The organism is Xanthomonas sp. LF06-19, from assembly GCF_034105425.1.
Taxonomy (GTDB): domain Bacteria; phylum Pseudomonadota; class Gammaproteobacteria; order Xanthomonadales; family Xanthomonadaceae; genus Xanthomonas_A; species Xanthomonas_A sontii.
In genome coordinates this window covers 20,290-45,658 of the sequence record NZ_JAXGGH010000011.1, presented here as the reverse complement: position 1 = coordinate 45,658, position 25,369 = coordinate 20,290, and the positions used below count along the sequence as shown (strand labels likewise).

The 25,369-nt window shown below is 67.1% G+C and carries 24 protein-coding genes; 9 read left to right on the top strand and 15 right to left on the bottom strand.

Annotated elements, in window-relative coordinates; genetic code table 11:
• Positions 1-11: 11 nt before the first annotated feature.
• Entirely contained in the window at positions 12-545 is a 534-nt protein-coding gene (locus SLW55_RS18835; RefSeq protein WP_226980654.1) for a GspH/FimT family pseudopilin, read from the bottom strand.
• Between the two features lie 100 nt (positions 546-645).
• Here SLW55_RS18835 and SLW55_RS18830 point away from each other — a divergent pair, with 100 nt between their 5' ends.
• Positions 646-1,752 (top strand): histidine kinase, encoded by a 1,107-nt coding sequence (locus SLW55_RS18830; RefSeq protein WP_193314145.1) that lies wholly within the window; start codon positions 646-648, stop codon positions 1,750-1,752.
• Here the strand turns inward: SLW55_RS18830 and ppnN are convergent.
• The 5 genes from ppnN to grxD all read right to left on the bottom strand — a co-directional run bounded on the left by ppnN (position 1,745) and on the right by grxD (position 8,532).
• Positions 1,745-3,133 carry a nucleotide 5'-monophosphate nucleosidase PpnN gene (gene ppnN / locus SLW55_RS18825; protein WP_152182731.1) on the bottom strand — a complete coding sequence of 463 codons (1,389 nt, stop codon included), beginning with the start codon at positions 3,131-3,133 and terminating at the stop codon, positions 1,745-1,747. The two genes, SLW55_RS18830 and ppnN, sit on opposite strands and share 8 nt — an antisense overlap.
• 113 nt (positions 3,134-3,246) lie before the next feature.
• The gene (locus SLW55_RS18820) at positions 3,247-6,471 is read right to left on the bottom strand and encodes a TonB-dependent receptor (protein WP_267092471.1); all 3,225 of its coding nucleotides are present in this window, start codon (positions 6,469-6,471) and stop codon (positions 3,247-3,249) included.
• A gap of 407 nt (positions 6,472-6,878) precedes the next feature.
• Entirely contained in the window at positions 6,879-7,478 is a 600-nt protein-coding gene (locus SLW55_RS18815; RefSeq protein ID WP_017907241.1) for a MarC family protein, read from the bottom strand.
• Positions 7,475-8,215: an SDR family NAD(P)-dependent oxidoreductase gene (locus SLW55_RS18810; RefSeq protein ID WP_150409470.1), complete on the bottom strand. Its 741-nt coding sequence runs from the start codon at positions 8,213-8,215 to the stop codon at positions 7,475-7,477. The genes SLW55_RS18815 and SLW55_RS18810 overlap by 4 nt, the downstream gene beginning before the upstream one ends.
• Complete coding sequence (grxD, locus tag SLW55_RS18805; RefSeq protein WP_010342114.1) at positions 8,212-8,532, bottom strand: Grx4 family monothiol glutaredoxin; 321 nt, start codon at positions 8,530-8,532, stop codon at positions 8,212-8,214. The genes SLW55_RS18810 and grxD overlap by 4 nt, the downstream gene beginning before the upstream one ends.
• Positions 8,533-8,657: 125 nt before the next feature.
• Here grxD and SLW55_RS18800 point away from each other — a divergent pair, with 125 nt between their 5' ends.
• Complete coding sequence (locus tag SLW55_RS18800; RefSeq protein WP_152182728.1) at positions 8,658-9,236, top strand: Fe-Mn family superoxide dismutase; 579 nt, start codon at positions 8,658-8,660, stop codon at positions 9,234-9,236.
• Positions 9,237-9,333: 97 nt separating this feature from the next.
• Here SLW55_RS18800 and SLW55_RS18795 read toward each other — a convergent pair whose 3' ends face one another.
• Together SLW55_RS18795 and purE are read right to left on the bottom strand one after the other, a co-directional pair.
• Positions 9,334-10,482, bottom strand: coding sequence for a 5-(carboxyamino)imidazole ribonucleotide synthase (locus SLW55_RS18795; RefSeq protein WP_152235956.1), 1,149 nt, complete (start codon positions 10,480-10,482; stop codon positions 9,334-9,336).
• Positions 10,479-10,982, bottom strand: coding sequence for a 5-(carboxyamino)imidazole ribonucleotide mutase (gene purE / locus SLW55_RS18790; RefSeq protein WP_152182726.1), 504 nt, complete (start codon positions 10,980-10,982; stop codon positions 10,479-10,481). Before purE ends, SLW55_RS18795 begins: the two co-directional genes overlap by 4 nt.
• Positions 10,983-11,040: 58 nt before the next feature.
• Between purE and SLW55_RS18785 the strand changes: the two genes are divergently transcribed.
• The 4 genes from SLW55_RS18785 (at position 11,041) to SLW55_RS18770 (ending at position 14,254) form a co-directional block, all read left to right on the top strand.
• Positions 11,041-11,310, top strand: coding sequence for a Trm112 family protein (locus tag SLW55_RS18785; protein ID WP_010342118.1), 270 nt, complete (start codon positions 11,041-11,043; stop codon positions 11,308-11,310).
• A complete protein-coding gene (gene nadC / locus SLW55_RS18780) occupies positions 11,307-12,185 on the top strand; it encodes a carboxylating nicotinate-nucleotide diphosphorylase (protein WP_152182725.1) in 879 nt (292 codons plus the stop codon). Before SLW55_RS18785 ends, nadC begins: the two co-directional genes overlap by 4 nt.
• A 296-nt stretch (positions 12,186-12,481) precedes the next feature.
• Positions 12,482-13,630: a DUF2272 domain-containing protein gene (locus tag SLW55_RS18775; RefSeq protein WP_320745543.1), complete on the top strand. Its 1,149-nt coding sequence runs from the start codon at positions 12,482-12,484 to the stop codon at positions 13,628-13,630.
• Between the two features lie 279 nt (positions 13,631-13,909).
• Entirely contained in the window at positions 13,910-14,254 is a 345-nt protein-coding gene (locus tag SLW55_RS18770; protein ID WP_017908204.1) for a DUF3301 domain-containing protein, read from the top strand.
• Positions 14,255-14,553: 299 nt separating this feature from the next.
• On the opposite strand, the gene SLW55_RS18765 is transcribed toward SLW55_RS18770, so the two are convergent.
• The 7 genes from SLW55_RS18765 to SLW55_RS18735 form a co-directional block, all read right to left on the bottom strand.
• Positions 14,554-14,985 (bottom strand): ClpXP protease specificity-enhancing factor, encoded by a 432-nt coding sequence (locus SLW55_RS18765; RefSeq protein WP_152236429.1) that lies wholly within the window; start codon positions 14,983-14,985, stop codon positions 14,554-14,556.
• 73 nt (positions 14,986-15,058) lie between these two features.
• On the bottom strand, positions 15,059-15,694 hold the full coding sequence (locus SLW55_RS18760) for a glutathione S-transferase N-terminal domain-containing protein (protein WP_010342124.1): 636 nt from the start codon (positions 15,692-15,694) through the stop codon (positions 15,059-15,061).
• A gap of 170 nt (positions 15,695-15,864) precedes the next feature.
• Complete coding sequence (locus tag SLW55_RS18755) at positions 15,865-16,611, bottom strand: cytochrome c1 (RefSeq protein WP_026143541.1); 747 nt, start codon at positions 16,609-16,611, stop codon at positions 15,865-15,867.
• Complete coding sequence (locus tag SLW55_RS18750) at positions 16,604-17,866, bottom strand: cytochrome bc complex cytochrome b subunit (protein ID WP_152236428.1); 1,263 nt, start codon at positions 17,864-17,866, stop codon at positions 16,604-16,606. Before SLW55_RS18750 ends, SLW55_RS18755 begins: the two co-directional genes overlap by 8 nt.
• A gap of 3 nt (positions 17,867-17,869) precedes the next feature.
• Positions 17,870-18,499 carry a ubiquinol-cytochrome c reductase iron-sulfur subunit gene (gene petA, locus SLW55_RS18745; protein ID WP_026143542.1) on the bottom strand — a complete coding sequence of 210 codons (630 nt, stop codon included), beginning with the start codon at positions 18,497-18,499 and terminating at the stop codon, positions 17,870-17,872.
• A 146-nt stretch (positions 18,500-18,645) separates the two neighbouring features.
• A complete protein-coding gene (locus SLW55_RS18740) occupies positions 18,646-19,602 on the bottom strand; it encodes a lytic transglycosylase domain-containing protein (protein WP_152240071.1) in 957 nt (318 codons plus the stop codon).
• A gap of 99 nt (positions 19,603-19,701) precedes the next feature.
• Positions 19,702-20,676, bottom strand: a complete 975-nt coding sequence (locus SLW55_RS18735; protein WP_320745542.1) for a WYL domain-containing protein — start codon at positions 20,674-20,676, stop codon at positions 19,702-19,704.
• A 76-nt stretch (positions 20,677-20,752) separates the two neighbouring features.
• Here SLW55_RS18735 and SLW55_RS18730 point away from each other — a divergent pair, with 76 nt between their 5' ends.
• The 3 genes from SLW55_RS18730 (at position 20,753) to SLW55_RS18720 (ending at position 25,066) form a co-directional block, all read left to right on the top strand.
• Positions 20,753-21,370 carry a glutathione S-transferase gene (locus tag SLW55_RS18730; RefSeq protein WP_152236425.1) on the top strand — a complete coding sequence of 206 codons (618 nt, stop codon included), beginning with the start codon at positions 20,753-20,755 and terminating at the stop codon, positions 21,368-21,370.
• 69 nt (positions 21,371-21,439) lie between these two features.
• Positions 21,440-22,849 (top strand): tRNA (N6-isopentenyl adenosine(37)-C2)-methylthiotransferase MiaB, encoded by a 1,410-nt coding sequence (gene miaB / locus SLW55_RS18725; protein ID WP_320745541.1) that lies wholly within the window; start codon positions 21,440-21,442, stop codon positions 22,847-22,849.
• Between the two features lie 156 nt (positions 22,850-23,005).
• Positions 23,006-25,066 (top strand): hypothetical protein, encoded by a 2,061-nt coding sequence (locus tag SLW55_RS18720; RefSeq protein WP_320745540.1) that lies wholly within the window; start codon positions 23,006-23,008, stop codon positions 25,064-25,066.
• Positions 25,067-25,369: the final 303 nt, after the last annotated feature.

Below are 25,369 nucleotides of genomic sequence, written 5' to 3'. Positions count from 1 at the left end.
CGCGCGAACAGTCATGACGGGCATGCTCCGCTACCATTGACACTGCTCACCGCGACCCGGGTGGCGGAGGTCGGCGCTACCGCACGCTGATTCTCCGCAGGGCGGTTTGTCGCGATGCAAGCGATGACCGACACGGCGCTGCTGGTCTTCAGGGTCCCGTTGGCGCCATAGGTGATGCGCGTGACTGGCCCGGTGACACCCAGCGGCGAGCGCGCCTTGTAGGACTGCAATACGCTATCGGCGCTGCCGGTCACGACCAGCCAGCCTTGCCAGGTGGACGCGCTGCCGCAGGTAGCGCCATCGCTGCTGCCGCAGACGCTCACCGGCGCGTTGCGCTTGATCGCCTCGCTGCGGGCGAACTGCAGCGCATAAAGGATGTCGTCAGAAGCCGCCGACAGCCGGTTGCTGTTGATCAGGGAGGTGAACGAAGGGATGGCGATCGCAGACAGCACCGCCAGCACCGCCAGCGTGACCATCAGCTCCACCAAGGTGAATCCCCCGCGACGGTGTGCGCAACCGTCCGGAAGCAAGCCTGCCTCGCCCATTACCCCTTCCCCTCCATTACCCTCGCCACCGTAGATGGTGCGACCGAAGGCCGGCAAACACTTGGCGACAAGCGGCATGATGCGCCGCACGAGTGGCATGATGAAGGACTCGACCTGCTTCTATCACACGATGCCACAGTCAGAACCCTATGCGCCGTCCTTATTGGAGGGACTGCAACAGCCGGCAGTGATCATCGGAATATGGATCACCGGCGAGGCCCTCGCGTGCATCCTTGCGCTGGCACCTGGAAACGCGGGCGAGCGGCTGATTGTATTCGGCATCGCCTCGCTACTGATCCAATGGGTCGCGCTATTCACACTGCTTGCCATGCATCTGGGGCGGCGATGGCTGCAAAGATGGCCCGTCGGCGTGCAGCTCGGCGTCGCGCTGCTGACGATGGTCGCCTCGACCGGACTGGCGCAGATCTGCTTCATGCTGCTGTTCGGCAGCGTGGCCCCCTACCCCTCCCTGGCCGGCGCCTTGCCAGGGATCCTGAATACGATGGGCATCGCCTTCATCGCCGGGCTGCTAGGCCTGGTGGCAATCCGCAACCATCTGCGTGTCCAGGCGCTGTCGGTGCGCGCCCTGCGCGCCGAGCTGGAGGCACTACAGGCGCGTACGCACCCGCATTTCCTGTTCAACACCCTCAACGTGGGCGCGGCGCTCGTGCACAGGCAGCCCGATGCAACTGAGCGACTGCTGCTCGACCTGGCCGATCTGTTCCGAGCGAGCCTCCAGGGCCAACACGAAATGCCACTTGAGGAAGAGATCGAGCTCGCACGCCGCTACTTGGCGATCGAGCAGTTGCGGCTGGGCCCAAGGCTCGACATGGAGTGGCGCATCGAGCCTGCGCTGCCATCGCTGCGCCTGCCGACGCTCTGCCTGCAAGCGTTGGTGGAGAACGCCATCCGGCATGGTGTGGAACCACGCACCGCAGCCAGCAAGGTGGTCATTGAGATCGCCCGGTACGCCGACGGAGTGCGGATCGCGGTCAGCAACGATACGCTGCCGCGCCAAGTACGGCCGGACAGCCGCGGTCATGGCATCGGGCAGTCCTCGATCCGCAGGAGGATCTCGGACGTGCACCCCTGCTCGCACCTGCACATCGATGATTGCGACGAACGCTATACGGTGACCATCGACATCCCGCTCCAGGCCAAAGTCGCTCCGAGCACACGCCGTTGGCGCCCGCTTCGCATCAAGTGACGACCCGGTAGCAGGGCCGATACTCGCCGGAGATCTTCATGCGGCGCTGTTCGACGAAGGCGCGCAGCAACTCGTCCAGGGCCTGCATCATGTCCGCATCGCCGTGGATCTCGAACGGGCCATGCTGCTCGATCCGGCGCATGCCGTCTTCCTTGACGTTGCCGGCGACGATGCCGGAGAAGGCGCGACGCAGGTCCGCGGCCAGCGCATGCGGCGGACGGCCATGGTGCAGATCCAGCGCGGCCATCGCCTCGTGGGTCGGCTCGAACGGACGCTGATACTCCAGCGGGATGTCCACCGACCAGTTGAAGTAGAACGCGTCCTTCTGCTCCTTGCGGTGCGTGCGCACGTGCTGGATGCCGGCGGCCATCTTGCGCGCCACCGCCACCGGATCGCCGACCACGATCTCGTAGCGCGAGGTGGCCACTTCGCCCAGGGTCAGGCGCAGGAAGCGGTCGATCTGCTCGAAATACGGCGCGGCGATGGTCGGGCCGGTGAGGATCAGCGGGAACGGCAGGTCGCGGTTCTCCTCGCGCAGCAGGATGCCGAGCAGATACAGGATCTCCTCGGCGGTGCCGACACCGCCGGGGAACACGATGATGCCGTGGCCGATGCGGACGAAGGCCTCCAGGCGCTTCTCGATGTCCGGCATGATCACCAGGTGGTTGACGATCGGGTTCGGCGACTCGGCGGCGATGATGCCCGGCTCGGTCACGCCGATGTAGCGGTTGTCGTGCTTGCGCTGCTTGGCATGGGCGATGGTGGCGCCCTTCATCGGCCCCTTCATCGCGCCCGGGCCGCAACCGGTGCAGATGTCCAGCCCGCGCAGGCCAAGCTCGTAGCCGACCTGCTTGGTGTACAGGTACTCGTCGCGCGAGATCGAATGGCCGCCCCAGCACACCACCAGCTTGGGATCGGTCGGCTGCAGGATGCGCGCATTACGCAACTGGCCGAACACCGCATTGGTGATGCCTTCGCTGGACTGCAGGTCGGTGCTGGATTCGGGGCCCAGCTCGATGGCCATGTAGGCCAGGTCGCGGACCACGGCGAACAGCAGCTCGGCCACGCCATTGATGATCTCGCCGTCGACGAAGGCCATCGCCGGCGCATTGAGCAGGTCGATGCGCACGCCACGGTCGCGCTGCACCACCTGGATGTCGAAGTCGGGATACAGATCGCGCGCCGCGCGCGGATCGTCCGAGGCGCTGCCGCTGGTCAGCACCGCCAGCGCGCAGCGCCGCAGCAGTTCGTGCAGACCGCCGCTGGAGGCATCGCGCAAGCGCGCCACTTCCACGCGCGAGAGGATGTCCAGGCCGCCGCGCGGGTAGATCCGCGCATCCACTACCGGCAGCGCGCGCGCCGCCGTATTGCTGGTCGTCATATCGAATGTCTTGTCGGTGTCGTCAGCCGGCGACTTTAACGTCAGCCCCCATAAAAAGAAAACGGCCGGGTCGCCCCGGCCGTTTCCAACGCTTCAGCTAGCGTGCGCCGCGATCAGAACTGATAGCGGAAGCCCAACTGCATGGACCACTGCGACACACCGATGTTGAAGCCGTCGGCGTCGGCATTGGCGGCCGTCGGCTGGTCGGTGTACAGGGTGTTGTACACGTACTTGCCCTGGTAGATGCCCTGCAGGTTAGCGACGCGAGCATCGGCGTAGAAGCCGTAGTCTTCGATCCGGCCCCACTTCTTGTTCAACAGGTTGCCCACGTTCTGGATATCCAGCCAGATTTCGGACTTGTGGCCCTTGAAGAAGCCCGGCAGCTGCTGGGTGATGCGCACGTCGAAGGTGTTGATCCAGCCGGAACGGAAGCCGTTGGCCGGGGCGTAGCTGCCGGCGTACTTGGCCAGCTGCGGGTTCTTGGCCAGCCAGTCGAAGAACTGCTGCTGCAGCGCCGGGTTGGCGGTGAACGCACCGGTGTTGCTCAGCGTACCGAACAGCACGTCGCCCGGCCCCTTCGGCACGTAGAACAGGTCGTTGGTCGAACGGCCATCGCCGTTGGCGTCGCCGTTGAACACGTAGCTGTACGGACGGCCGCTGCGGCCTTCGTAGACCAGGCCCACGCGGGTCTCGTAGTCGCCGAAGAACATGTGCTTCCAGTCCAGCGAGCCGGAGATCCGGTCCTTGATCTCGTAGCGCGAGGTGTTCTCGGTTTCCGAGTTGGCATTGAAGGCGTACTGGTAGCCCCAGCCCGATCTGGCGGTGGAACTGGTCAGGGGACCGACTTCGGTGGCGTGGGTGTAGGTGTAGCCCAGGGTCCAGGACCAGTCGCCGCCTTCGCTGAACGGCTTGGACAGCGACACAGTGAACTGCTGGGTCTTGCCCTTGTCGGTGTTGTCGATCAGGTAGACGTCGCTACTGTAGGCAGGATTAGCAAAGAAACGCTCATCTCCTTTTGCCCAAGCTCGCCCTGTGCGAGCCGGGTTCCAGTAAAGCGCACGACCATCAGGACCAGTGTAGGCCGGAACCGGATCCTGACCCGGAGTACCGACACGACCAATGTTCAGGTTTTTGTAATAAAACCCGTCCTTGACTTTGGTCACCAGCAGTTCGGCCGAGGCGACGATCCCGTACCAAGGCAGTTCATGATCCAGCGCCAGATTCGCCTTGTACAGCGACGGCAGCTTGAAATCGTTGCCGACGAAGCTCACGCTCTGGGTCGCCGAACCGGGACGATTCGGGACCGGCTGGGTATCCTTGTTGGCGCTGAACGGCACCGTCGGATCGTACGTGGTCAGGCTATAAGCGTTGTAGTTGAAGCCGGTGTTGGAGTAGCTGTTGCCGATCCACACCTGCGGCGCATCGCCCTGGAACAGGCCCACGCCACCGCGCAGCTGGGTCGGACGGTCGGTGTCGAAGGTGTAGTTGAAGCCGACGCGCGGCTGGATCAGGAAATCGCCGTTGAAGATCTTGCTGTTGTCGTAGCCGAAGTAGGCCTGCGCCGCGGCGTTGTAGGTCGGATCCGGGCTCACGCTCGCGCGATCGCCGCGCAGGCCCAGGGTCAGGGTCAGGTTGTTGTTGACGTACCAGGTGTCCTGCACGAACAGGCCAAGGTTGCTGTTCTTGTAGTTGGCGGCGATCGAACCCGGGCTACGCTCCTGGCTGAGCTGGTACGTGCTCCAGCGGCCGCTGGCGAAGTTGTCCAGGCCGAAGAAGGTGTACACGCCCCAGGTGTTGGCACCGTACAAATTGTAGATGTCGTTGGTGCTGTAGTCGACGCCGAACTTCAGGTTGTGGTTGTCCAGCGTCAGGGTGCCCGCACCGTAGTAGTTCCAGGTCTTGGTGGTGAGGATGTTGCCCTGCGAGTTGGTCTCGGTGCCCAGGAACAGCACGTCGCCACTTGGTTTCGCTGCCGAACCATCGAAGTACACGGCGATGCTGGGCGCATTGGTCGGCACCACGCGGATCGCGGAATAGTCGCGGTAGGACACCTTGAACTCGGTGGAGAAGTTCTCGGACCAGTCGCTGAACAACTGGCCGACGTAGCTCTCGACCGACTTCTCGTGCTGGTACCAGTACGAGCTCAGCGAGGCCTGGGTGGAACTGCCGGCGCCGTTGATGCGCAGCTTGCTCTGGTCGAGCTTGCTGTAGCGGAAGCTGGCGCGGTGGTTGTCGCTGATGTTCCAGTCCAGCTTGAGCGCGTATTCCTTCAGGTCGGTGTTGCCGTCGCTGTCCAGGCCGCCGGCATCGAAGCCGTAGTTCTTGGCGATCTGCTGGGCACGGGTCACGTCGGCCATGCCGTACTTGGCGTTGGCCTTGCCCAGCGCGGTGCTGCCCAGGTCGACGCCCGGCGCATCCTGCTGGAACTTCTCGTAGTTGGCGAAGAAGAACAGCTTGTCCTTGACGATCGGGCCGCCGAAGGTCGCGCCGTAGGTCTTCTCCTTGGTGAAGCCGTTGAACTTGCTGCCGTCCGGGTTGTCGCCGAACCAGTCGCCATCGCGATAGCTGCCGTACACCGAACCGTGGAACTCGTTGGTACCGGACTTGGTCACCGCGTTGACGGTGGCGCCGGCGGCGCTGGCGATGCTGACGTCGTAGTTGGACAGGTTGACGTCGATGGCTTCGATCGCTTCCATCGACACCGGCTGACGCCGGGTGGTCATGTTGTTGCCTTCCAGGCCGAAGGTGTCGCTGGCCGAGACGCCGTCGATGTTGATCGAGTTGTAGCGCGGATTCAGGCCGCCGGCGCTGATCGTGCCCGAGGCGCGATCGACGAAGGCCACGCGCGGATCCAGACGCATGTAGTCCTGGATGTTGCCGTTGATCGACGGCAGCGCTTCGATCTGCTCGCGACCGATGTTGGTGCCCGAGCCCGTCTTGGTGGCGCTGAACACTTCCGAGCCGGAGGCGATGGCGACCGCGTTGACCGTCTCCAGCGTGGTCGGCGCGGCCATGTCGCCGGTCAGGTCGGCGTTGATGGTGGCGTTCTGGTTGACGCTCAGGTACACGCCGTCTTCAGTCTTGGTGCCGTCACCCGACTTGGTGATGGTGATGCTGTACGGACCGCCGACGCGCAGGCCGCGCGCGTTGTAGCGACCGGCGGCATCGGTGGTGGCGCGGCTGACCGTGCCCGACTCGACGTGGGTGATGGTCACCTCGGCGCCGGCGACCGGCTGGCCGCCGTGGGTCACCACACCGCCGACACCGGCGGAGGTGCTCTGGGCGAACACCGGCGCCGCGGCCAGCGCCGCAACGAGGCCCAGAGTGAGCTTGGACATCCGCAGACGGGGTTGAATCATTGCAATAGCCTCGATGGAGTTTGACGAAATGCGCATGGCAGGCCGTGCGGGGTACGGACGCACGACCGCGGAATGAGGGGGCTGGTCACCCTTGCCGATTCCCCGCAAGGGTTAACATGAGTTTAACACCATAGGGCCAATTTGTTGCCAAACCGTGACAGCGCGGCACAAGCGGACATCAGAAGACGTCGATCCCAGTCCTGGCGGGCTTCGGCGACAACGCCGGGACAGGCACGGAAGGCCGCCCGGGACCGCCGCCGGCCACGCCCCCCCCCTCCCCGTGCCGCCTGAAGGGGCCGCAGCAAGCAGCCTGGCGTGCTCGAAGCGAGGCCCGCCCGGGGCCAGCGCCGTCCCCACGGCGCCCCCGACTCGGCCGCGATGCAACCTCAGCCGGCGACCGGCAGCTTCAGATAGGCGCTGAGCCCGTCCAGGAACATCTGCACCGAGATCGCCACCAGCAGCATGCCCATCAGCCGCTCGACCGCGGTCAGCACGCGCATGCCGAGCAGCTTGTACAGCAGCGTGCCGGAGAACAGCAGGGCCGAGGTCGCCAGCCAGGCCAGGATCAGCGCCAGGCTCCACTCGCCCAGCCGGGTCGGCTCGTTGCTGCCCATCAGCATCACCGCGGCCATGCCGGAAGGGCCGGCGACCAGCGGGATGGCCAGCGGCACGATGAACGGCTCGCCGTCGGGAATCTCGCCCATCAGCCCTTCCGGGCGCGGGAAGATCATGCGGATGCCGATCAGGAACAGCACGATGCCACCGGCGATCGCCACCGACTCCTGGCGCAGGTGCATCACTTCCAGCGCGTACTTGCCGCCCCACAGGAAGCCCATCAGCACGCCCAGCGCGATCAGCAGTTCGCGCGCCAGCACGACGCGCTGGCGCCGCGCCGGCAGCGGCTTGAGCACGCTGAGGAACACCGGGATGTTGCCCAGCGGGTCGAGGATCAGGAACAGCAGCAGCGCTGCCGACAGGATGGTCATGCCAGGGGATTCCAGATTGCGCCGCGGTACGCGGCGCCGGCGGGCGACAGCAGGTCGACGCAGGCGCCGGCGTAGCGCGCCGGATCGACCGCGTCGCGGTCTTCTTGATGGGTGTAGGCGCGGGCGCGCAAGGCGGTGCGCATCGGCCCCGGCTGCAGGCCGGACACGCGCACGCGCGAGGCGGCCAGCTCGCCGTGCAGGCTCGCCAGCAGGCCGCGGCGGCCGTGCTGGGCCGCGCCGTAGCCGCCCCAGTAGGCCTGGCCGACCCGCGCCGGATCGTCCACCGCGAACACGATCGCGGCATCCTCGGCCTGTCGCAGCAACGGCAGGCAGGCCTGGGTCAGCCAGGCCGCGGCGGTCAGGTTGACGTGGATCGCGCGCGCGAACTGGGCCGGATCGGCATGCTCGAACGGGGTCAGCCCGGCAAAGTCGGCGGCGCAGTGCAGCAGCCCGTCCAGGCGGCCGAGCTCGCCCTGCAGGCGCTCGGCCAGGGTCGCGTAGTCCGGCGGAGTGGCGCCGAGCAGGTCCAGCGGGTACAGCAGCGGCGCGGCGCCGACCGCGGCGATCGCGTCGTAGACGCGGTTCAAGCGTGCCGGCTTGTGCCCGAGCAGGACCACGGTGGCCCCCGCCTGGGCGCAGGCCAGCGCCGCAGCGCTGCCGAGCCCGCCGGCGGCGCCGCTGACCAGGACCACCCGCTGCGCCAGCGCGCCGGCCTGCGGCGACGCAGGCGCACTCACGACTGGTAGGCCTCGGTCACGATGCGCTGCAACTCGCCGGACTCGAACAGCTCCATGGTGATGTCGCAGCCACCGATCAGCTCGCCATGGATGAACAGCTGCGGGAACGTCGGCCAGTTCGAATAGCGCGGCAGATTGGCACGAATCTCCGGCTCGTCGAGCACGTTGACGGTGTGCAGGCGGTCGGCGCCGGCGGCCAGCAACGCCTGCAACGCGCGGCTGGAAAAGCCGCACATCGGGTACTGCGGCGTGCCCTTCATGAACAACACGATGGGATGGCGTTCGACGTCGGCCTGGATGCGCTCCATCACCTGCATGCGGGTTCTCTCCTGCTGGGGCGAAAGAACGACCTTGGCGGTCGGCTAGACTCTCGCGTAGCCGCATAGTGTAAGCCCTGCGCGCGGCAGTACCGCGACGCGCGCCCGAAACCGCCAGAGGATCCATGCCCATCGAACTCGCTCCCCTGCCCTACGCCGCCGCGGCGCTGGCCCCGCACCTGTCCGCCGCCGCGGTGGAACAGCACCACGGCCAGCACCAGCGCGCGTTGGTGGAACGGCTCAATGCTCGGCTCGCCGGCAGCGACCTGGCCGAGCTGGCGCTGCCGGACCTGCTGCGGCGCGCGCAGGGCCGGCTGTTCCAGGAGGCGGCCGAGGTCTGGAATCACGAGTTCTACTGGCGCGGCCTGCGCCCGCGCGGCGGCGGCGAACCGGGCGGCGCGCTCGGCGAGCGCCTGACCAGGAGTTTCGGCGACGTGGCGCGGTTCAAGGCCGAGTTCGAGCGCATGGCCCTGGCGCTGTTCGGTTCGGGCTGGGTCTGGCTGGTGCAGCGTCCCGACGGCAACCTGGCCGTGGTCAGCACCGCCAACGCCGGCACCCCGCTGACCGGCGACGACACGCCGCTGCTCGGCTGCGACGTCTGGGAACACGCTTACTACATCGACCATCCCGGCGACCGCGCGCGCTATCTGCAGGCGTTCTGGAAACTGGTCAATTGGGAGTTCGCGGCGTCCAATCTGCGGTGAGCGGGGATTGGGGAGTCGGGATTGGAGATTCGCAGGAGCGGCGGCCGTGGCTGCCGGTTCCTGGCCCAGGCGTGGCCTGGGCGCTCCTGCTGCTGGTTCAGCGCTCGCCGCGCAACGCGGCGATCACCGGGGCGACCTGGGCCTCGCGCTGCAGTTGCGCGCCCACGGTCTGCAGGGCCAGCGCCAGCGCCTCCGGCGTGTCCTCGCGCAGGGTGGCGTGGCCGACCTTGCGGCCTTCGCGCGGCTGCTTGCCGTAGTCGTGCCAATGCCCGCCGGGCTGCGCCAGGACCGGTGCGGCGTCGGGCATCGCGCCGATCCAGTTGAGCATGCAGGCGTGGCCGCGCATGCGGGTGGATCCCAAGGGCAGCCCCAGTACCGCGCGCAGGTGGTTCTCGAACTGCGAGGTCTCCGCGCCTTCGATGGTCCAGTGGCCGGAGTTGTGCACGCGCGGGGCCATCTCGTTGGCCAGCAGTTCGCCGTCGCGGCAGAACAGTTCCAGCGCGAACACGCCGACGTACTGCAGGCGTTCGGCCAGGGCACGCGCATGCGCCACCGCCGCCTGCTCAAGCGCGGCATCGGCCTGCGCCGGCGCCAGGCTGGCCGACAGCACGCCGTGCACATGCCAGTTCTCGGTCAGCGGCCAGGTGCGGAACTCGCCGTCGCGGCCGCGCACCGCCACCACGCTGACCTCGCGCTGGAACGGCACGAACGCCTCGGCGATCAGGCCGACGCTGGCCGCCTGCGCGCCCAGCGCCGCCCAGGCCGCATCGGCGTCGGCGGCGGAGGCGATGCGGAACTGGCCCTTGCCGTCGTAGCCGAGCCGGCGGGTCTTGAGGATGCACGGCGTGCCGACCTGCGCCAGCGCCGCGTCCAGATCGGCGCGGGTGTCGATCGCGGCGAACGCCGGCACGGGAATGCCGAGTTCACGGAACAGGGTCTTCTCGGCCAGGCGATCCTGCGCCACGGCCAGCGCATCCGGGCTCGGGAACACCGGCACCTGCCCGGCCAGCCAACCGGCGCTGGCCGCAGGCACGTTCTCGAAATCGAAGGTCGCCACGTCGACCGCGTCGGCGAACGCGGCCAGCGCGGTCTCGTCGGCATAGTCGCCGACCCGCAGCGGCGCGATCTGCCCGGCGCAGGCATCGGCCGCCGGATCCAGCAGCGCGAAGCGCAGGCCCAGCGGCACGCCGGCCACCGCCATCATGCGTGCCAACTGCCCCGCTCCCAGGATGCCGACGGTGGTCATTGGCGCGGATCGTCCTTGGCCATCACGTCGTCGGTCTGGCGCTGACGGAACTCGCCCAGCGCGGCACCGATCTCAGCGTGATCGTGGGCCAGCATCGCCGCGGCGAACAGCGCGGCGTTGGCCGCGCCGGCATTGCCGATCGCGAAGGTGGCCACCGGGATACCCGCCGGCATCTGCACGATCGACAGCAGCGAGTCCATGCCGTTGAGCGCCTTGGACTGCACCGGCACGCCCAGCACCGGCACTGCGGTCTTGGCCGCGAGCATGCCCGGCAGGTGCGCGGCGCCGCCAGCGCCGGCCACGATCGCGCGCAGGCCGCGCCCAGACGCTTGCTCGGCATAGGAGAACAACACGTCGGGGGTGCGGTGCGCCGACACCACCTTCACTTCATAGGGCACACCCAGCGCATCGAGTTTCTGCGCCGCATGCTGCATGGTCTCCCAGTCGGAGCGGGAACCCATCACGATGCCGACGAGCGGCGCGGTTTGCTTGGAGGTCATGGCCGTCCCCTGCCTTAAAGACGTATTCTAGCCGTCTTCCACGCAAGACGAAGACCGGATGGACCGCAAACTGCTCGACCTGCTGTGCTCGCCCGACACCCGCCAACCGCTGGCGCTGCTGGAGGCGCGCGGCCTGGAGGCATTGAACCGCGCCATCGCCGCCGGCGGCGTGCAGCGCGCCGATGGCAGTGCGCAGGCGCAACCGCTGCGCGAAGCCCTGATCACCCGCGACCGCAAGCAGGTGTTCCGCGTCGACGACGGCATTCCGGTGCTGCTGGCCGAAGAGGCCATCGGCACCGCCCAGCTCGCCGACTTCCCGGCCAAATGAGCCGCGACATGGCGCCGCCGCAGGCGCCCGCCGCGGAGCTGATCGCCGCCGACGTCGCGCGTGCGCTGGCCGAGGATCTCGGCAGCGGCGACGTCACCGCCGCGCTGCTGCCCGACCGCGCCGACAGCGCCTACCTGCTGTGCAAGCAGGACGCCGTGATCGCCGGCCGCCCCTGGTTCGACGCCTGCCACCAGGCGCTGGATCCGCAGGTCCGCATCGACTGGCAGGTGAGCGAAGGCCAGCGCGTGGCCGCCGGCACGGTGCTGGCGTTGCTGCACGGGCGCAGTCGCGCCCTGGTCAGCGCCGAGCGCGCCTCGTTGAACTTCCTGCAGACCCTGTCGGCCACCGCCACCGCCACCGCCGCCTACGTGGCCGCGGTCGCCGGCACCGGCGCGCGTATCCTGGACACGCGCAAGACCCTACCCGGCCTGCGCCTGGCGCAGAAGTACGCGGTGCGCTGCGGCGGCGGCAGCAACCACCGCATCGGCCTGTACGACACGGTGATGCTCAAGGAGAACCACATCCACGCCGCCGGTTCGCTGCCTGCGGCGGTGGCCGCCGCGCGCGCGCAGTGGCCGGCGCTGCCGCTGGTGGTCGAGGTGGAAACTCTGGAGCAACTGCGCGAAGCGCTGCAGGCCGGCTGCGATCGCATCCTGATCGACGACTTCACTGCGGAACAGCGCCGCGACGCGGTGGCGATCGCCGCGGCCGCACCGTTCAATCGCGCGATTCCGCTGGAAGTCTCCGGCGGCGTCGACCTGGAGGCGGTGCGCGCGATCGCGCAGGACGGCGTCGACTGCATCTCCATCGGCGCACTCACCAAGCATGTGCAGGCCGTGGATCTGTCGCTGAAACTCGGAACGCCGCCGCAGTAGGCGGCCAGAGCCGCGACGAGGCGACCGCGCGCCCATTCCACACCCGCGGCGAATGCGGATACATCCCATGCGTGCATGTCCGCACGCATGGCCCAGTCGCGACGTTGATCGTTTCCACCCCGCTGGGTGAGTCCCACCACCCCCAAGGGCAAATCGCGAAGTGCCTGATCCGCCGGCAAACGCGCTAGCCAGCACGGCGCGATCTGCCTGGATCGCGCGGCACGCCCTACACTTCACGGCCTCGCCAACGCCGCTCTGCGACGCTGCGCGCTTCCCCGTCCCCACCGAGTCCGCCGATGTTCCGCCCCTGGTTCGCGCTGCTGTGTGTCGCCGCCCTGTTTCCCGCCGGCCGCGCCGCGGCCGCGGAAGTCTGCGATCTGCCGCCGCGCTTCGGCCTGACCCCGGCGGCGGTGGCGATCGTGCGCACCGCCTGCAACGAGCACCGGCTGTGGTGGCGCCCGTTCATCGATCGCGACGGCCGCCTGGCCGGCCTGCGCGTCACCGAGGCCGAGCGCGCCGACCTTGCCGACGACGGCATCGAAGCCTGGCAGCGCGTCGCCACCTACTGGCGCGACAGCGGCACGCTGGGCGCAATGGGCCGCTTCGACGGTGCCGAGAGCTGCCAGCAGTTGGACGGGTCGCGCTACCGCGAGAACGACTGCCGCGCCTTCATCGTCGACAACCCGTGGTCGGCAGCCTTCGTGTCCTACGTGATGGTGCGCGCCGGCGTGGCCGGCTTCCACACCTCGATCCGGCATATCGACTACATCCGCGCCGCCTACCAGGCCGGCGCCGACGGCCTGCCCTATCGCTTCGCCGACCCGCAGCAGGAAAAGCCTGCCCCCGGCGATCTGCTGTGCTTCCTGCGCGGACGCCGGCAGCCGGTCGGCACCGCCGGCCTGCGCGAGGCGCTGGCGCGCGGCCGCCCGCTGCCGTGGGAATCGCATTGCGACATCGTGGTCGCAGCCAATGTCGGCGGCGACCAGACCCTGTACCTGATCGGCGGCAACGTGTTCAACGCAGTGACCATGCGCAAGCTCAAGCTGGACCGCAGCGGGCGCCTGCAACTGGATGCGCCGCTGGCGCAGGACCAGAACGACGAAGGCGCCGCGCTCGAATGCACGCCCGGCCACGAGGAACTGTGCGACTTCAATCGCCAGGACTGGTCCGCCCTGCTGAAGCTGCAACCGCAGGCGCAGGTGCTGCTGCCGCCCGCCCCGACCGATCCCGCCGCCGCGCCGATGACGACGCCAGCCGCGCCCGCGGCCAGTGCGGTCCCCGGCACGCCCGCCGCCCCGCCGGCACCGCCCGCACCACCCACCGGCCCGAACACGCCGGCGGCGGCATCCCCCATACCCAGCGCGACACCAGCAGCGCCGCACCCCACCGTACCCACCGGCAACCAGGCACCCAAGACCGAACCGCAGTCACAGCCACAGCGCTAAGGCGTATTCGTCCAATCGCAACGCCAGGGCGCCTCTCAACACCGGGAGTCCGGTGGACGCACACCGCGCGTCATCAATGCACGCAGGTGCCTCGCTCAGGACCATGGCGGGGACCGGAGGCGTCCGTCAGCCGCTGCACCTCGCTCCAAGACATCTACGAGCAGCGCGCGCCGCCACCAAGGGTGCGGCCCTTGCCAATCCCCATTCCCGAATCCCCAATCCCCAATCCCCGCCCCAAGCAAGATTGCCCGCCTACCGGCACCTCGCTACAGTGACGCCATGCCCAGCCTGATCCTGTTGATGATCGCCGGCGCGGCGGTGTTCGCGTTCTGGAACGCCTCGCGCGCCGCCGCCGAACGCGCCGAAATCCTCGGCCGCAATGCCTGCAAGGCCGCCGACGTGCAGTGGCTGGACCAGAGCGTGCACGGCACCGGCCTGCGCCTGCGGCGCCTGCCCAACGGCTGGCTCGGCTTCGAGCGCAGCTTCCGCTTCGATTATTCCTACGACGGCACCGACCGCCACAGCGGCCGCCTGGTGCTGCTCGGCGACCAGTTGATCGCCTTCACCGGGCCGTCGGTCGCCAGCGTGAGCAGCCTGCAGGAAGCCCGCGCGCAGCGCGACTGAGCCGTGCACCACGGCCGTGCACCACGGCCGCGCACCGATACCGATACCGATACCGATACCGATGGCGTGCGGCGTGTCGTGTCGGGCGACAGCGAAGCTGAGTGCGCGGGCGATGCGCATGCCACATGGAATGGACGGCGAATGCAGGAGCGGCTTCAGCCGCGATGGGCGTTACCGGTAAGCCCGCCGCGGCTGAAGCCGCTCCTGCGACGGAACAACGCGGTGCGCGGCGCGCGATTACCGAAAACGCCAACGCTTGGGTGGGTGAAGCGCAGCCACCGAGGCCGCGCATCGACGACTTACTTGACCACGCGCAGGCGCGGCCGCTTGCCGGCGTCGTCGGAACCGCCCGGCCGCGGCGGTGGCGGGGTGTCGTCGCCCGGCGGCTCGCTGGCGCCGTGGATGTCGTCCGGCAGCGCCATGCCCTGCCCGGTTTCGCGTGCATAGACCGCCAGCACCGCGGACATCGGCACCTGCACCGGGTAGCTGACGCCACCGAAGCGGGCGGTGAAGCTGACCCCCTCGTTGTCGATCTGCAGCCGCACCACCGCACGCTCGGCGATGTTCAGCACCACCCGCCCGTCCTTGACCGCGCTCGGCGGCACCTGGACGCCGGGCAGGCCCGCATCCACCAGGATGTGCGGGGTCATGCCGTTGTCGTTGATCCATTCCACCAGCGCCCGCAGCAGGTACGGGCGATGGCTGGTCATGCGGGAAGTGTCGTCGCTCATGCGCCCATTCTACGTGCCGGCGCGCAATGCCGGTACAGCTCGGAAGACAATGGAAACGGCGCGGCGGACAGCATCATGCCGGCAGGTCGCGCAGTTTCTTTTCCTGATCGGTCAGGCTGCGGATGAACCCCGGATTGCGGAAGATGCGGTTGCCGTAATCCTCGATCGCCTTGCCGTCCTTCGGCAGCGGGATGTCCAGTGCCTGCAGGCGCCAGATGATCGGCGCCATCGCGCAGTCGGCCAGGCTCATCTCCGGATTGAGGAAGAACTTGCTGGCCTTGAACAGCGGCACCGACGCGGTCAGCAGCTCCTTCAGGCGCTTGCGCCCAGCTTCGGCCTGGGCCTTGTTGCCGAGCTGGATCGCCTGCACCTGCGGCACCCAGTCGTGCTCGATGCGCAGCATCGCCAGGCGCAGGCGCGCGCGCGAAAGCGGATCGACCGGCATCAGCGGCGGATGCGGATAGCGCTCGTCCAGGTACTCGCTGACCACCGAGGCGGCGTACAGCACCAGCTCGCGCTCGACCAGGGTCGGCACCGAGTGGTAGGGATTCAGGTCGATCAGGTCTTCCGGCGGATTCTGCGGATCCACCGCCACGAAATCGTAGGTCACGCCCTTGGCCGCGAGCACCAGGCGGACGCGGTGGCACAGGACATCATCCGTGGAGGAAAACAACGTCAAGGTATTTCGCATGCGCAAACTCGCCGCCATTCAAGGCTCTCCGACGGCCGGAATCCGCCGGCCGCATCGACGCCGCCCGCACATTGCGGACGGTCGTCACGGCCCCTGAGTGTGCAACCCTCGCTCACAAAAGCCAATAGGATGAACAGGGGATCGGCTCAGCAACGGTGCAGCCGGGACGCGGCCGAAACGGCCGCGACTCAATGCACGTCCTTCCAGTATTCCTTCTTCAGCAGATAGGCCAGGAAGGTCAGCAGCGCCAGGAACAGCACCACCCACACGCCCAGGTTCTGCCGCTTCAGCGCCGCCGGCTCGCCGGCGTATTCGAGGAAATTGCTGATGTCACGCACCGTCTGGTCGAACTCGGCCGGGCTCTGCTTGCCCGGCGTCGCCAGTTGCAGCCGCTCCACCGGCTTGTCCACGCCCGGCTGCTCGGCCTTGCCGTAGACCGGCTGCTGCAGGCCCTGCAGGTCCCACAGCGGATTGGGCATGGAGGCGTTGGCGAACAGCTTGTTGTTCCAGCCCAGCGGCCGCGACTGGTCGAGATAGAACGACTTGAGGTAGGTGTAGACCCAGTCGGTGCCGCGCACGCGGGCGATCAGGCTCAGGTCCGGCGGCGCCTTGCCGAACCATTTGGTCGCCGCATCGTGCGGCATCGCCGTCTCGATGTGTTCGCCGATCTTGGCGCCGGTGAAGTTGAGGTTGTGCATCACCTCGTCCTCGCTCAGGCCCAGATCCTCGGCCATGCGCTGGTAGCGCAGGTACTTCAGCGAATGGCAGCCGGAACAGTAGTTCATGAACAGCTTGGCGCCGCGCTGCAGCGAGGCGCGGTCACCCAGGTCGTTGCCGGCCTGCAGGGTGGCGGCACCCTCGGCGGCCATGGCCGAGGCGGACAGCAGCAAGGCCGACGCGACGCCGGCGAGCACAGCGATCAGGCGCTTAGTCATGGCTGCTCACCCGCTCCGGCACCGGCTTGGTTCGATCCAGCGAGGTCCATATCGGCATCGTCAGGAAGAAGGCGAAATACAGCACGGTCAGCACGCGGCCGATGTAGGTCTCGATGATCTCGGTGCCGGGGCCGGAACCGATCACGCCGAGCCAGACGAAGCACACCGCAAGAATCCCCAGCATCACCCGCGAGATCCAGCCGCGGTAGCGGATCGACTTGACCTTGGCGCGATCCAGCCACGGCACCAGGAACAGGATCGCGATGGCCGAGAACATCACCAGCACGCCGCCGAGCTTGTTCGGCACCACCCGCAACATCGCGTAGTACGGGGTGTAGTACCAGACCGGCTTGATGTGCTCCGGCGTCACCAGGCGGTTGGCCTCGGTGAAGTTGTCGTGCTCCAGGAACAGGCCGCCGAAGCCGGGCGCAAAGAAGATGATGAAGGCGCCGATCATCAGCAGGAAACCGACGCCGACCAGGTCCTTGACCGTGTAGTACGGATGGAACGGGATGCCGTCGGCCGGCTTGATCGGGCTCCAGCGGTTGCCCTTGGGCCCCTTCTTGATCTCCACGCCGTCGGGGTTGTTGGAACCGACCTCGTGCAGCGCGCCCAGGTGCAGCACCACCAGCAGCAGCAGCACCAGCGGCAGGGCGATCACGTGCAGGGCGAAGAAGCGGTTGAGGGTGGCGTCGGACGGCAGATAATCGCCCATGATCCACTCGGTCAGGCCGTTGCCGATCACCGGGATGGCGCCGAACAGCGAGATGATCACCTTCGCGCCCCAGAACGACATCTGCCCCCAGGGCAGCACGTAGCCCATGAAGGCTTCGGCCATCAGCACCAGGTAGATCAGCATGCCCAGGATCCACACCAGCTCGCGCGGCTTCTTGTAGCTGCCGTACATCAGCCCGCGGAACATGTGCAGGTACACCACGATGAAGAACAGCGAGGCGCCGGTGGAGTGCATGTAGCGGATCAGCCAGCCCCACTCGACGTCGCGCATGATGTACTCGACCGAGTTGAACGCCTCGGCCGCGCTGGTCTTGTAGTGCATCGTCAGGAAGATGCCGGTGACGATCTGGTTGACCAGCACCACCATCGCCAGCGAGCCGAAGTAGTACCAGAGGTTGAAGTTCTTCGGCGCGTAGTACTCGGTGACGTGCTTGCGGTAGAACGGCATCAGCCCGGGAGCGCGCTCGTTGACCCAGTCGAACACGTTGCCCGCGGTGCGGGTGAGGATGTTGTCGGCCATGACTTACGCCCCTCCCTTCGCGGACGCGCTCGGGTCCACGCCGATCACCAGCGTGTTGTCGTCCTGGTAGTGGTGCGGCGGCACCAGCAGGTTGATCGGCGCCGGCACGCCCTGGAACACGCGGCCGGACATGTCGAAGCGCGACTTGTGGCAGGGGCAGAAATAGCCGCCCTTCCAGTCGGGGTCGTAGGGTTCGGGGCGGATCTCGGCGACCATTTCCGGCGAGCAGCCCAGATGGGTGCACAGGCCGACCAGCACCGAGACGTCGGGCTTGATCGAGCGGTACTCCGGATTCTTCAGCACGTAGTCCGGCTGCTGGTCCTTGTTGGTGGACTCCGGATCCTTGAGCCTGCTGTCCAGCGACGGCAACGCATCGAGCATCGCCTTGGAGCGCTTGACGATCCAGATCGGCTGGCCGCGCCATTCCAGGATCAGGCGCTGCCCTTCCTGCAGGGCGCTGATGTCGGCGGTGACCGGCGCGCCGGCCAGCTTGGCCTTTGCGCTCGGATTCCAGGACTTGATGAAAGGAACCGCGACGAACCCCGCACCAACCGCGCCCACGACGGACGTGGTGGCGGTGAGAAAGCGGCGGCGTCCTACATTTACAGAATCGTTGACCCCATCGTTGGCCATCCGGCACTCCGATCTGTGATTGGGTAGCGTGAGGCTGCCAGCAGCTCGGTGGGGGTCGAGCCGCACTGAATCCACTGCAGTGTAGCGGAACCCTTAACGCGCCGACAATGGACGCGCAACGCCTCCTGCCGGGCCGCGGCGACGGCTCAATGCGCGGTCGCCAGCACGCCGCGGTAGCGCTCGGCGAGCACGCCCACCCGCTGCACATAGCGTTGGGTCTCGCTGTACGGCGGCACCCCGCCGTGTTTGTCTACCGCGCCTTCGCCGGCGTTGTAGCCGGCCGCGGCCAGGCTGAGGTTGCCGTTGAAGCGCTTCAGCAGCCACGCCAGGTACTGCACGCCGCCGCGAATGTTTTGCGCTGCATCAAACGAATCGCTGACGCCGAAGCGGCGCGCGGTCGGCGGCATCAGCTGCATCAGCCCCTGCGCACCGGCGCGGCTGAGGGCCGTCGGGTTGTAAGCGGACTCGGCGTGGATGATGGCGCGCACCACCGCTTCGTCGACACCGTACTCGCGCGCGGCGGCGGCGATCTCGCTCTGGTAGGCGGTGGTGTTCAGGCGCACCGCACCGAAGTTGACCCCCGGGTTGGCGCAGGCATAGCAGGTTTCCATGAAGCTGTAGCGGATCGTGCGCACCGCGCCGAGATTGGCGACCTGGGTCGGACGCGCACTGGTGTAGTGGCGCACGCCGTCCTTCATGTACGAATACAGCTGACCGCTGACCAGACGCCGTGGCGCGCCACTGCTGCTGGGCGACACCGGGGCGACCCGGTTGGGCACGGCGTTGGCGGTCACCGGGGCCGGGGCGGCGACCGGCGCGCTGATCAGGGTGGCCGGCGCCACGGTGCCGGCGCTGGCGATGACGCCGCGGCTGGGCGGCCGCTCGGTGCTGGCCCTGGCCGGCGCCGGCGCCGGGGCGGTCCGCGCGGCGCGGCGGTCGGGGGTGTAGCGGCCGATCACACTGCAACTGGCGCCGGACACGCGCTTGCTGCCGTAGCTGGGCACGCCGTCGTTGCCGGTGCACTTGTACAGGGTGCCGGCGCTGGCCGGCGCAGCCGTCAACGTGGCGAGTCCCAGCCCCAGGAGCCACAGCATCCCCTTCATGGCGGCGAGTGTCCCAACTTCCCCGCCGCTTGCCAAGTCCGCACCGCCCGGGGCCGGAGCAGCGCCGGGCGGCCAGTGCGCCCTCCCCGTCCGTATCACCTACTCTACCGGTGCCGGCTCCGCCACCTGCTCCAGCAACGCGTTCAGCACCCCGCGCAGCGCCGTCCGCACCTCGGCCGTGGCCTCCAGCCCGGCGAACGGCACGCCGATGGTCAGCAATTGCGCCGCCAGCCACGGCACCGCGTCGGCCAGCAGCGACAGCCGGCAGTGGCCGTCGGCCTCGTCCTGCAGGGTGCCGCACCACAGTGGAATGCGCGCCCCCAGCTCGGCGGCGCTGCCACGCAGCCGCACACTGAGGGCGAAACCCATCGCCTGCGGGCTGTAGCGGATCGCCGCGTCGACCATGGCCGCCGGTTCCTGCGGCGGCAGGCGCAACGCCACCGCCGCGCCGAGCTGCAAGGGCGGCACGATGCGTTCGGCGCGGAAGGTGCGCCAGTCGGCACGATCGCGGTCCCAGGCCAGCAGGTACCAGCGGCGGCCGGCGTTGACCAGGCGCAAGGGCTCGACCAGCCGCTCGCTGGCGCGCCCGGAATGGTCGCGGTAGGCGAAACCGAGCAGGCGCCGGTCGCGGCAAGCGCTGGCGACCCCGATCAGCACCCGCGTGTCCGGCCGTAGCGGGTCCTGGCCCAGCGCCAGGGTCGCGCTCTGCAAGGCCTCGGCGCGCTGGCGCACCCGCGTCGGCAGCAGCGGTTCGAGCTTGGCCAGCACCCGCACCGCGGTGTCCTCCAGGCCGGCCATGCTGGCGCAGGCGGCGCGTAATGCCACCGCGACCGCCACCGCCTCGTCCTCCTCGAACAGCAGCGGCAGCATCTGTGCGCCGGCCGCCAGCCGGTACCCGCCGCCGATCCCGGCCGTGGCCTCCACGGCGTAGCCCAGCGCGCGCAGCCGCTCCACGTCGCGGCGCAGGCTGCGCCGGTCCACGCCGAGCCGCGCGGCCAGCTCGGCGCCGGACCACAGCCGGCGGGTCTGCAGCAGGGCGACCAGGCGCAACAGGCGGGCGGCGGGCGATGACATCGGCGCACGCTATTGCGGACAGGATCTGTCCGCAATGGGGTCTAGGGTGTTCGCACCGACCAGCCAGGAGCCGCCCATGACCAGCGACCGCCACATCACCCTGTTCCACAACCCGCATTCGCGCTCGCGCGGCGTGCTGATCCTGCTCGAGGAGCTGGGCGCCGACTACGCCATCGAGCGCATCGACTTCGACCGGCAGGCGCAACTGGCGCCGGACTACCTGGCGATCAACCCGATGGGCAAGGTGCCGGCGATCGTGCACGCCGGCGCGGTGGTGACCGAGCAGGGCGCGATCTACCCCTACCTGGCCGACCTGTATCCCGAGGCCGGGCTGGCACCGCCGATCGGCGACCCGCTGCGCGGCCCCTACCTGCGTTGGCTGGCGTTCTACGGCGCCTGCTTCGAGCCGGCCCTGGTCGACCGCGCGCTCAAGCGCGAGCCGCCACCGCGGGCGATGTCGCCCTATGCCGACTGCGATACCGTGCTGGCGGTGGTGGACGCGCAACTGGCGCGCGGCGATTACCTGCTCGGCGCGCGCTGCAGCGCCGCCGACGTGCTGTGGGGCAGCGCGCTGGGCTGGATGCTGGCGTTCGGCCTGCTCGACCCGCCGGCGCCGACCCGCGCCTACGCCGCGCGCATGGCGGCGCGGCCGGCGGTGCAGCGCGCGCTGGCGGTGGATGCCGCAGCGGGCTAGCGTCCTGCGCTGGCGCGCAGGCAGGGGTAAACTAGCCGGCTTCCTTTCCACCCGCCTGGATTAAGCGCCATGCCCGGGACCGTCCTGCATCCCCTGCCCTCCGCCGGCACCGCCGCCGCACCCGCGCCGGTGCGCGGCAAGCTCTACATCAAGACCCACGGTTGCCAGATGAACGAGTACGACTCGGCCAAGATGGCCGACGTGCTCGCCGCGTCCGAAGGCCTGGAGCTGACCGACAACCCCGAAGAAGCGGACGTGGTCCTGGTCAACACCTGCTCGATCCGCGAGAAGGCGCAGGAAAAGGTGTTCAGCCAGCTCGGCCGCTGGAAGGCGCTGAAGGCCGGCGGCAAGCCGGTGATCATCGGCGTCGGCGGCTGCGTGGCCTCGCAGGAAGGCGAGGCGATCGTCAAGCGCGCGCCCTACGTGGACCTGGTGTTCGGCCCGCAGACCCTGCACCGGCTGCCGGAGCTGATCCGCGCGCGGCGCGAATCGGGCAAGTCGCAGGTGGACATCAGCTTCCCCGAGGTCGAGAAGTTCGATCGCCTGCCGGAGCCGCGCGCCGAAGGCCCCTCGGCCTTCGTGTCGATCATGGAAGGCTGCTCCAAATACTGCTCGTTCTGCGTGGTGCCCTACACCCGCGGCGAGGAGATCAGCCGCCCGTTCGAGGACGTGCTGGTGGAAGTGGCGCAACTGGCCGCCCAGGGCGTGCGCGAGATCAACCTGCTCGGCCAGAACGTCAACGCCTACCGCGGCCCCTACGCCGACGCCGAGGCCGGCGAGGAAGCGCAGGTCGCCGACCTGGGCCTGCTGATCCGCAGCATCGCGCAGATCGAGGGCATCGGCCGCATCCGCTTCACCACCTCGCATCCGCTGGAATTCAGCGACTCGCTGGTGGAGGCCTACCGCGACGTGCCGCAGCTGGCCAACTACCTGCACCTGCCGGTGCAGGCCGGCAGCGACCGCATCCTCAGCGCGATGAAGCGCGGCTACACCGCGCTGGAGTTCAAGCAGAAGATCCGCAAGCTGCGCGCGGTACGCCCGGACATCTCGATCAGCTCCGACTTCATCGTCGGCTTCCCCGGCGAGAGCGACGCCGACTTCGACAAGACCATGAAGCTGATCGAGGACGTGGGTTTCGACCAGAGCTTTTCCTTCATCTATTCGCGGCGCCCGGGCACGCCCGCCGCCGACCTGGAAGACGACACGCCCGAGGCGGTCAAGCATGCGCGGCTGGCGCGGCTGCAGGCGCACATCAACGCGCATGCGCAGCAGATCTCGCAGAGCATGATCGGCAGCGTGCAGACCGTGCTGGTGGAAGGGCCGTCGAAGAAGAACCCGGCCGAGCTGACCGGCAAGACCGAGAACATGCGCTCGGTGAACTTCCCCGGCCATCCGCGCCTGATCGGCCAGTTCGTCGAGGTGACGATCACCGAGGCGCTGAGCAATTCGCTGCGCGGCCGCGTATCGGCAGCACAATAAGCTGTTACCTCTTGATCACGATGGCCGAATAAACATATAGAGCGGCGCTCAGGATCATTAAGACCACTCCATACGGGCAGCCTCCACAGCCGCGCTGCAAAGCCAGGGCGAAATTGAGACTGCTGACAGGCCCAAATTCAAGCCTTGAGCACACCAATGCCAGCCATTAAACGCATATCAGGGATCTGCCTGGGAATAGTCTTACTTGGACCGATCGCTGCGCACGCGGAGAACAATGGTGGCGTTAGCGGCATCCAATGCCTGAATCTACGACAGGATCCAACATCACCCACCTCGCCGGGCTTCCTTACACTTCCTTTTTACCAGCCGCATGTCGATAGCAGCTCGATAGACCTAGTGGTAACCGACATAGCGTTTCCGGAAAGCAATCGTTACACACTACAGGATCATTCGTCGCCGAAATCACCGCTGATCCCGATTACTCACTGGCGCATGTCAGAGTACACCGGCTTGGCTACAGCCGATCTGGCAGGCACACAACGGGCCCACCTAGACTCCTATGGCAAATCGGGAGAACAGATGATCGGTCGATGGGCAGGCTTTTGGATGAACACCCAAAATGACCCCACCCCGCTCGCCAATGGATCGCTTTCCACGAATGTAGGGTGCTGGTATCAATCACCGCCTTACGCGAGACTATTCTCGAATATCGCACAAGTCTTGGACGTCGCATTTGACACGGGCATTGAGCACGTTTCCGCAAGCGGGGGAGCGCATTCACAAGCCTATTTTCAAGCAATCGTGACGGACACAGGCGGTCGCTGCGACGACAAATGCGCTTTCAGTATTTCTGTCGGATACGCGGGTCCCGACATGACCGGGGCAATGCAGGAAGTCACTATCCGTGACGACACCGGCACGACCACCCTCCCTCTAGTAAATGCAGGCCTGGATGCGCCAAGATGGATTAGCAGGATGTCCGATTCGATGCATTTCCGAACCGGGACATTTGCGCCAGCGCGAGTCCATTTCCGCCTATCCCCCAGCCAACTGATACTGATGCGAAACGATGTCGCCCGTACCTTCGGCGCCTATCAAAAGCTTTCGCTGAATCCGCTGGACTACGCCTTGACGCTTCTCAATGTGAACGGCGAAGTTTATGACCCATGCAAAGCCAATGCAGGCAGTTGCACCGGCACATCACCCAGTCAACTCGGCATGAGTGTCGGCAACATCCGCGTCACAAGCGTGATACCTCACCAAGCGACTGGAACACCTGCCACCCTGGCAGGAGAAGAACCACTCATCGTCTTCCGAAACGATGCCGGCGAGCTGTTGGACTTCTCCGCAGAGCTAGGCCCAGAAGGGCCTATGCTGGACAGAATTGGCACCCAACTGACTACAGCCGACCCTTCGGCGACACATGCCAATGGAGTGCAGAGAGTCTACTTTCTGGACGGCAACCGTCACATCTTCGAAGCTTTCCGCACCAACGCATCCTGGCAACTCTGGGACATGAGCGCAGCGTTCGGCCTCGCAGATGCCTACAGTCCTCCACGTGCATACACGCCAAGCGACGGCATGACTCGCGTTTACTTTCGCGATGTTTCCGGCCATGTTCACGAAGTTCGCTTGACTTCAACAGGCTGGACAACGCGCGATCTTACGACCGCTACACAAGCGACAAATCTTCCAGCAGCCTTGGGAAGCCCGATTGGCTACCAAGCTGACGGCGCCGATAGAGTCGTTTATCGAGGCGTGGGAAATCAGCTCATTGAGCTGTTCCTTTGGAATGGCAATTGGCAAGCGTGGAACATGACAACAACGCCTGAGGCGGTGCCGGCAGCAGCCGATCCAACTGCTTTCGTCGACTCCGAAGGATCGGCTAGAGTGACCTATCGCGACATCAACGGTGCGCTCCATATGTTGAGCGCAGCGAGCACTGGATGGCATGACACCGACTTTGAGCACATGCCTGGGTTCGTCCCGGCACTTGGCTCGCCGTCAGGATTCTTAATGAATGGCAGTACGAACCTACTGTACCAAGGAGTCGATCATCACCTCTATCGTGTTGTGCTAGTGGACGGACAATGGGTGTCGGAAGACATGAGTCTTGTAGATGGCGCGGTATCCCTCGCTTCCGATCCAGCCGGATACACGGACGCCTACGGCACGCCTCGAATCGCGTACGTGGGGAACGATGGTCAGTTGCATGAGTTCTTTTGGCAAAAAGACTGGTTGCACCGCGACCTTTGAGATTTTGAAATGTTGCAAAGATGCAGTTGACTATCCAGCCTCTTGGTCAACGCTGAAGAGCGATTTGCGTGAAGAACTCTTGTCCAGAGGGTGCGCATCTGCGATTTTTTCGCCACAATAGTCTAGTGTCTTGCGCTGCAAGGCGTCCGCGCAGTTGTCCACAGGCTTTTGGACAATCGATCCACATTCATTGTGGACAACGTTGCCATCCCTGCAGCCGCGATGACTGCACAAGTGGCGGGGCGCGCTTGGCGCTGCTCCCCGAGGTGCACGGCGGCGACTTCGGCGTGCACACGCCCACAC

What these genes read in the sequence shown, in the direction of transcription:
- SLW55_RS18835 (WP_226980654.1), bottom strand. Translation starts at nt 545, where the DNA reads ATGGGCGAGGCAGGCTTGCTTCCGGACGGTTGCGCACACCGTCGCGGG.
- petA (WP_026143542.1), bottom strand. Translation starts at nt 18,499, where the DNA reads ATGGCCAACGATGGGGTCAACGATTCTGTAAATGTAGGACGCCGCCGC.
- SLW55_RS18830 (WP_193314145.1), top strand. Translation starts at nt 646, where the DNA reads ATGAAGGACTCGACCTGCTTCTATCACACGATGCCACAGTCAGAACCC.
- ppnN (WP_152182731.1), bottom strand. Translation starts at nt 3,133, where the DNA reads ATGACGACCAGCAATACGGCGGCGCGCGCGCTGCCGGTAGTGGATGCG.
- SLW55_RS18755 (WP_026143541.1), bottom strand. Translation starts at nt 16,611, where the DNA reads ATGACTAAGCGCCTGATCGCTGTGCTCGCCGGCGTCGCGTCGGCCTTG.
- SLW55_RS18820 (WP_267092471.1), bottom strand. Translation starts at nt 6,471, where the DNA reads ATGTCCAAGCTCACTCTGGGCCTCGTTGCGGCGCTGGCCGCGGCGCCG.
- SLW55_RS18750 (WP_152236428.1), bottom strand. Translation starts at nt 17,866, where the DNA reads ATGGCCGACAACATCCTCACCCGCACCGCGGGCAACGTGTTCGACTGG.
- SLW55_RS18785 (WP_010342118.1), top strand. Translation starts at nt 11,041, where the DNA reads ATGGACCGCAAACTGCTCGACCTGCTGTGCTCGCCCGACACCCGCCAA.
- nadC (WP_152182725.1), top strand. Translation starts at nt 11,307, where the DNA reads ATGAGCCGCGACATGGCGCCGCCGCAGGCGCCCGCCGCGGAGCTGATC.
- grxD (WP_010342114.1), bottom strand. Translation starts at nt 8,532, where the DNA reads ATGCAGGTGATGGAGCGCATCCAGGCCGACGTCGAACGCCATCCCATC.
- SLW55_RS18795 (WP_152235956.1), bottom strand. Translation starts at nt 10,482, where the DNA reads ATGACCACCGTCGGCATCCTGGGAGCGGGGCAGTTGGCACGCATGATG.
- purE (WP_152182726.1), bottom strand. Translation starts at nt 10,982, where the DNA reads ATGACCTCCAAGCAAACCGCGCCGCTCGTCGGCATCGTGATGGGTTCC.
- SLW55_RS18720 (WP_320745540.1), top strand. Translation starts at nt 23,006, where the DNA reads ATGCCAGCCATTAAACGCATATCAGGGATCTGCCTGGGAATAGTCTTA.
- SLW55_RS18765 (WP_152236429.1), bottom strand. Translation starts at nt 14,985, where the DNA reads ATGAGCGACGACACTTCCCGCATGACCAGCCATCGCCCGTACCTGCTG.
- miaB (WP_320745541.1), top strand. Translation starts at nt 21,440, where the DNA reads ATGCCCGGGACCGTCCTGCATCCCCTGCCCTCCGCCGGCACCGCCGCC.
- SLW55_RS18730 (WP_152236425.1), top strand. Translation starts at nt 20,753, where the DNA reads ATGACCAGCGACCGCCACATCACCCTGTTCCACAACCCGCATTCGCGC.
- SLW55_RS18740 (WP_152240071.1), bottom strand. Translation starts at nt 19,602, where the DNA reads ATGAAGGGGATGCTGTGGCTCCTGGGGCTGGGACTCGCCACGTTGACG.
- SLW55_RS18815 (WP_017907241.1), bottom strand. Translation starts at nt 7,478, where the DNA reads ATGACCATCCTGTCGGCAGCGCTGCTGCTGTTCCTGATCCTCGACCCG.
- SLW55_RS18760 (WP_010342124.1), bottom strand. Translation starts at nt 15,694, where the DNA reads ATGGCGGCGAGTTTGCGCATGCGAAATACCTTGACGTTGTTTTCCTCC.
- SLW55_RS18770 (WP_017908204.1), top strand. Translation starts at nt 13,910, where the DNA reads ATGCCCAGCCTGATCCTGTTGATGATCGCCGGCGCGGCGGTGTTCGCG.
- SLW55_RS18800 (WP_152182728.1), top strand. Translation starts at nt 8,658, where the DNA reads ATGCCCATCGAACTCGCTCCCCTGCCCTACGCCGCCGCGGCGCTGGCC.
- SLW55_RS18775 (WP_320745543.1), top strand. Translation starts at nt 12,482, where the DNA reads ATGTTCCGCCCCTGGTTCGCGCTGCTGTGTGTCGCCGCCCTGTTTCCC.
- SLW55_RS18735 (WP_320745542.1), bottom strand. Translation starts at nt 20,676, where the DNA reads ATGTCATCGCCCGCCGCCCGCCTGTTGCGCCTGGTCGCCCTGCTGCAG.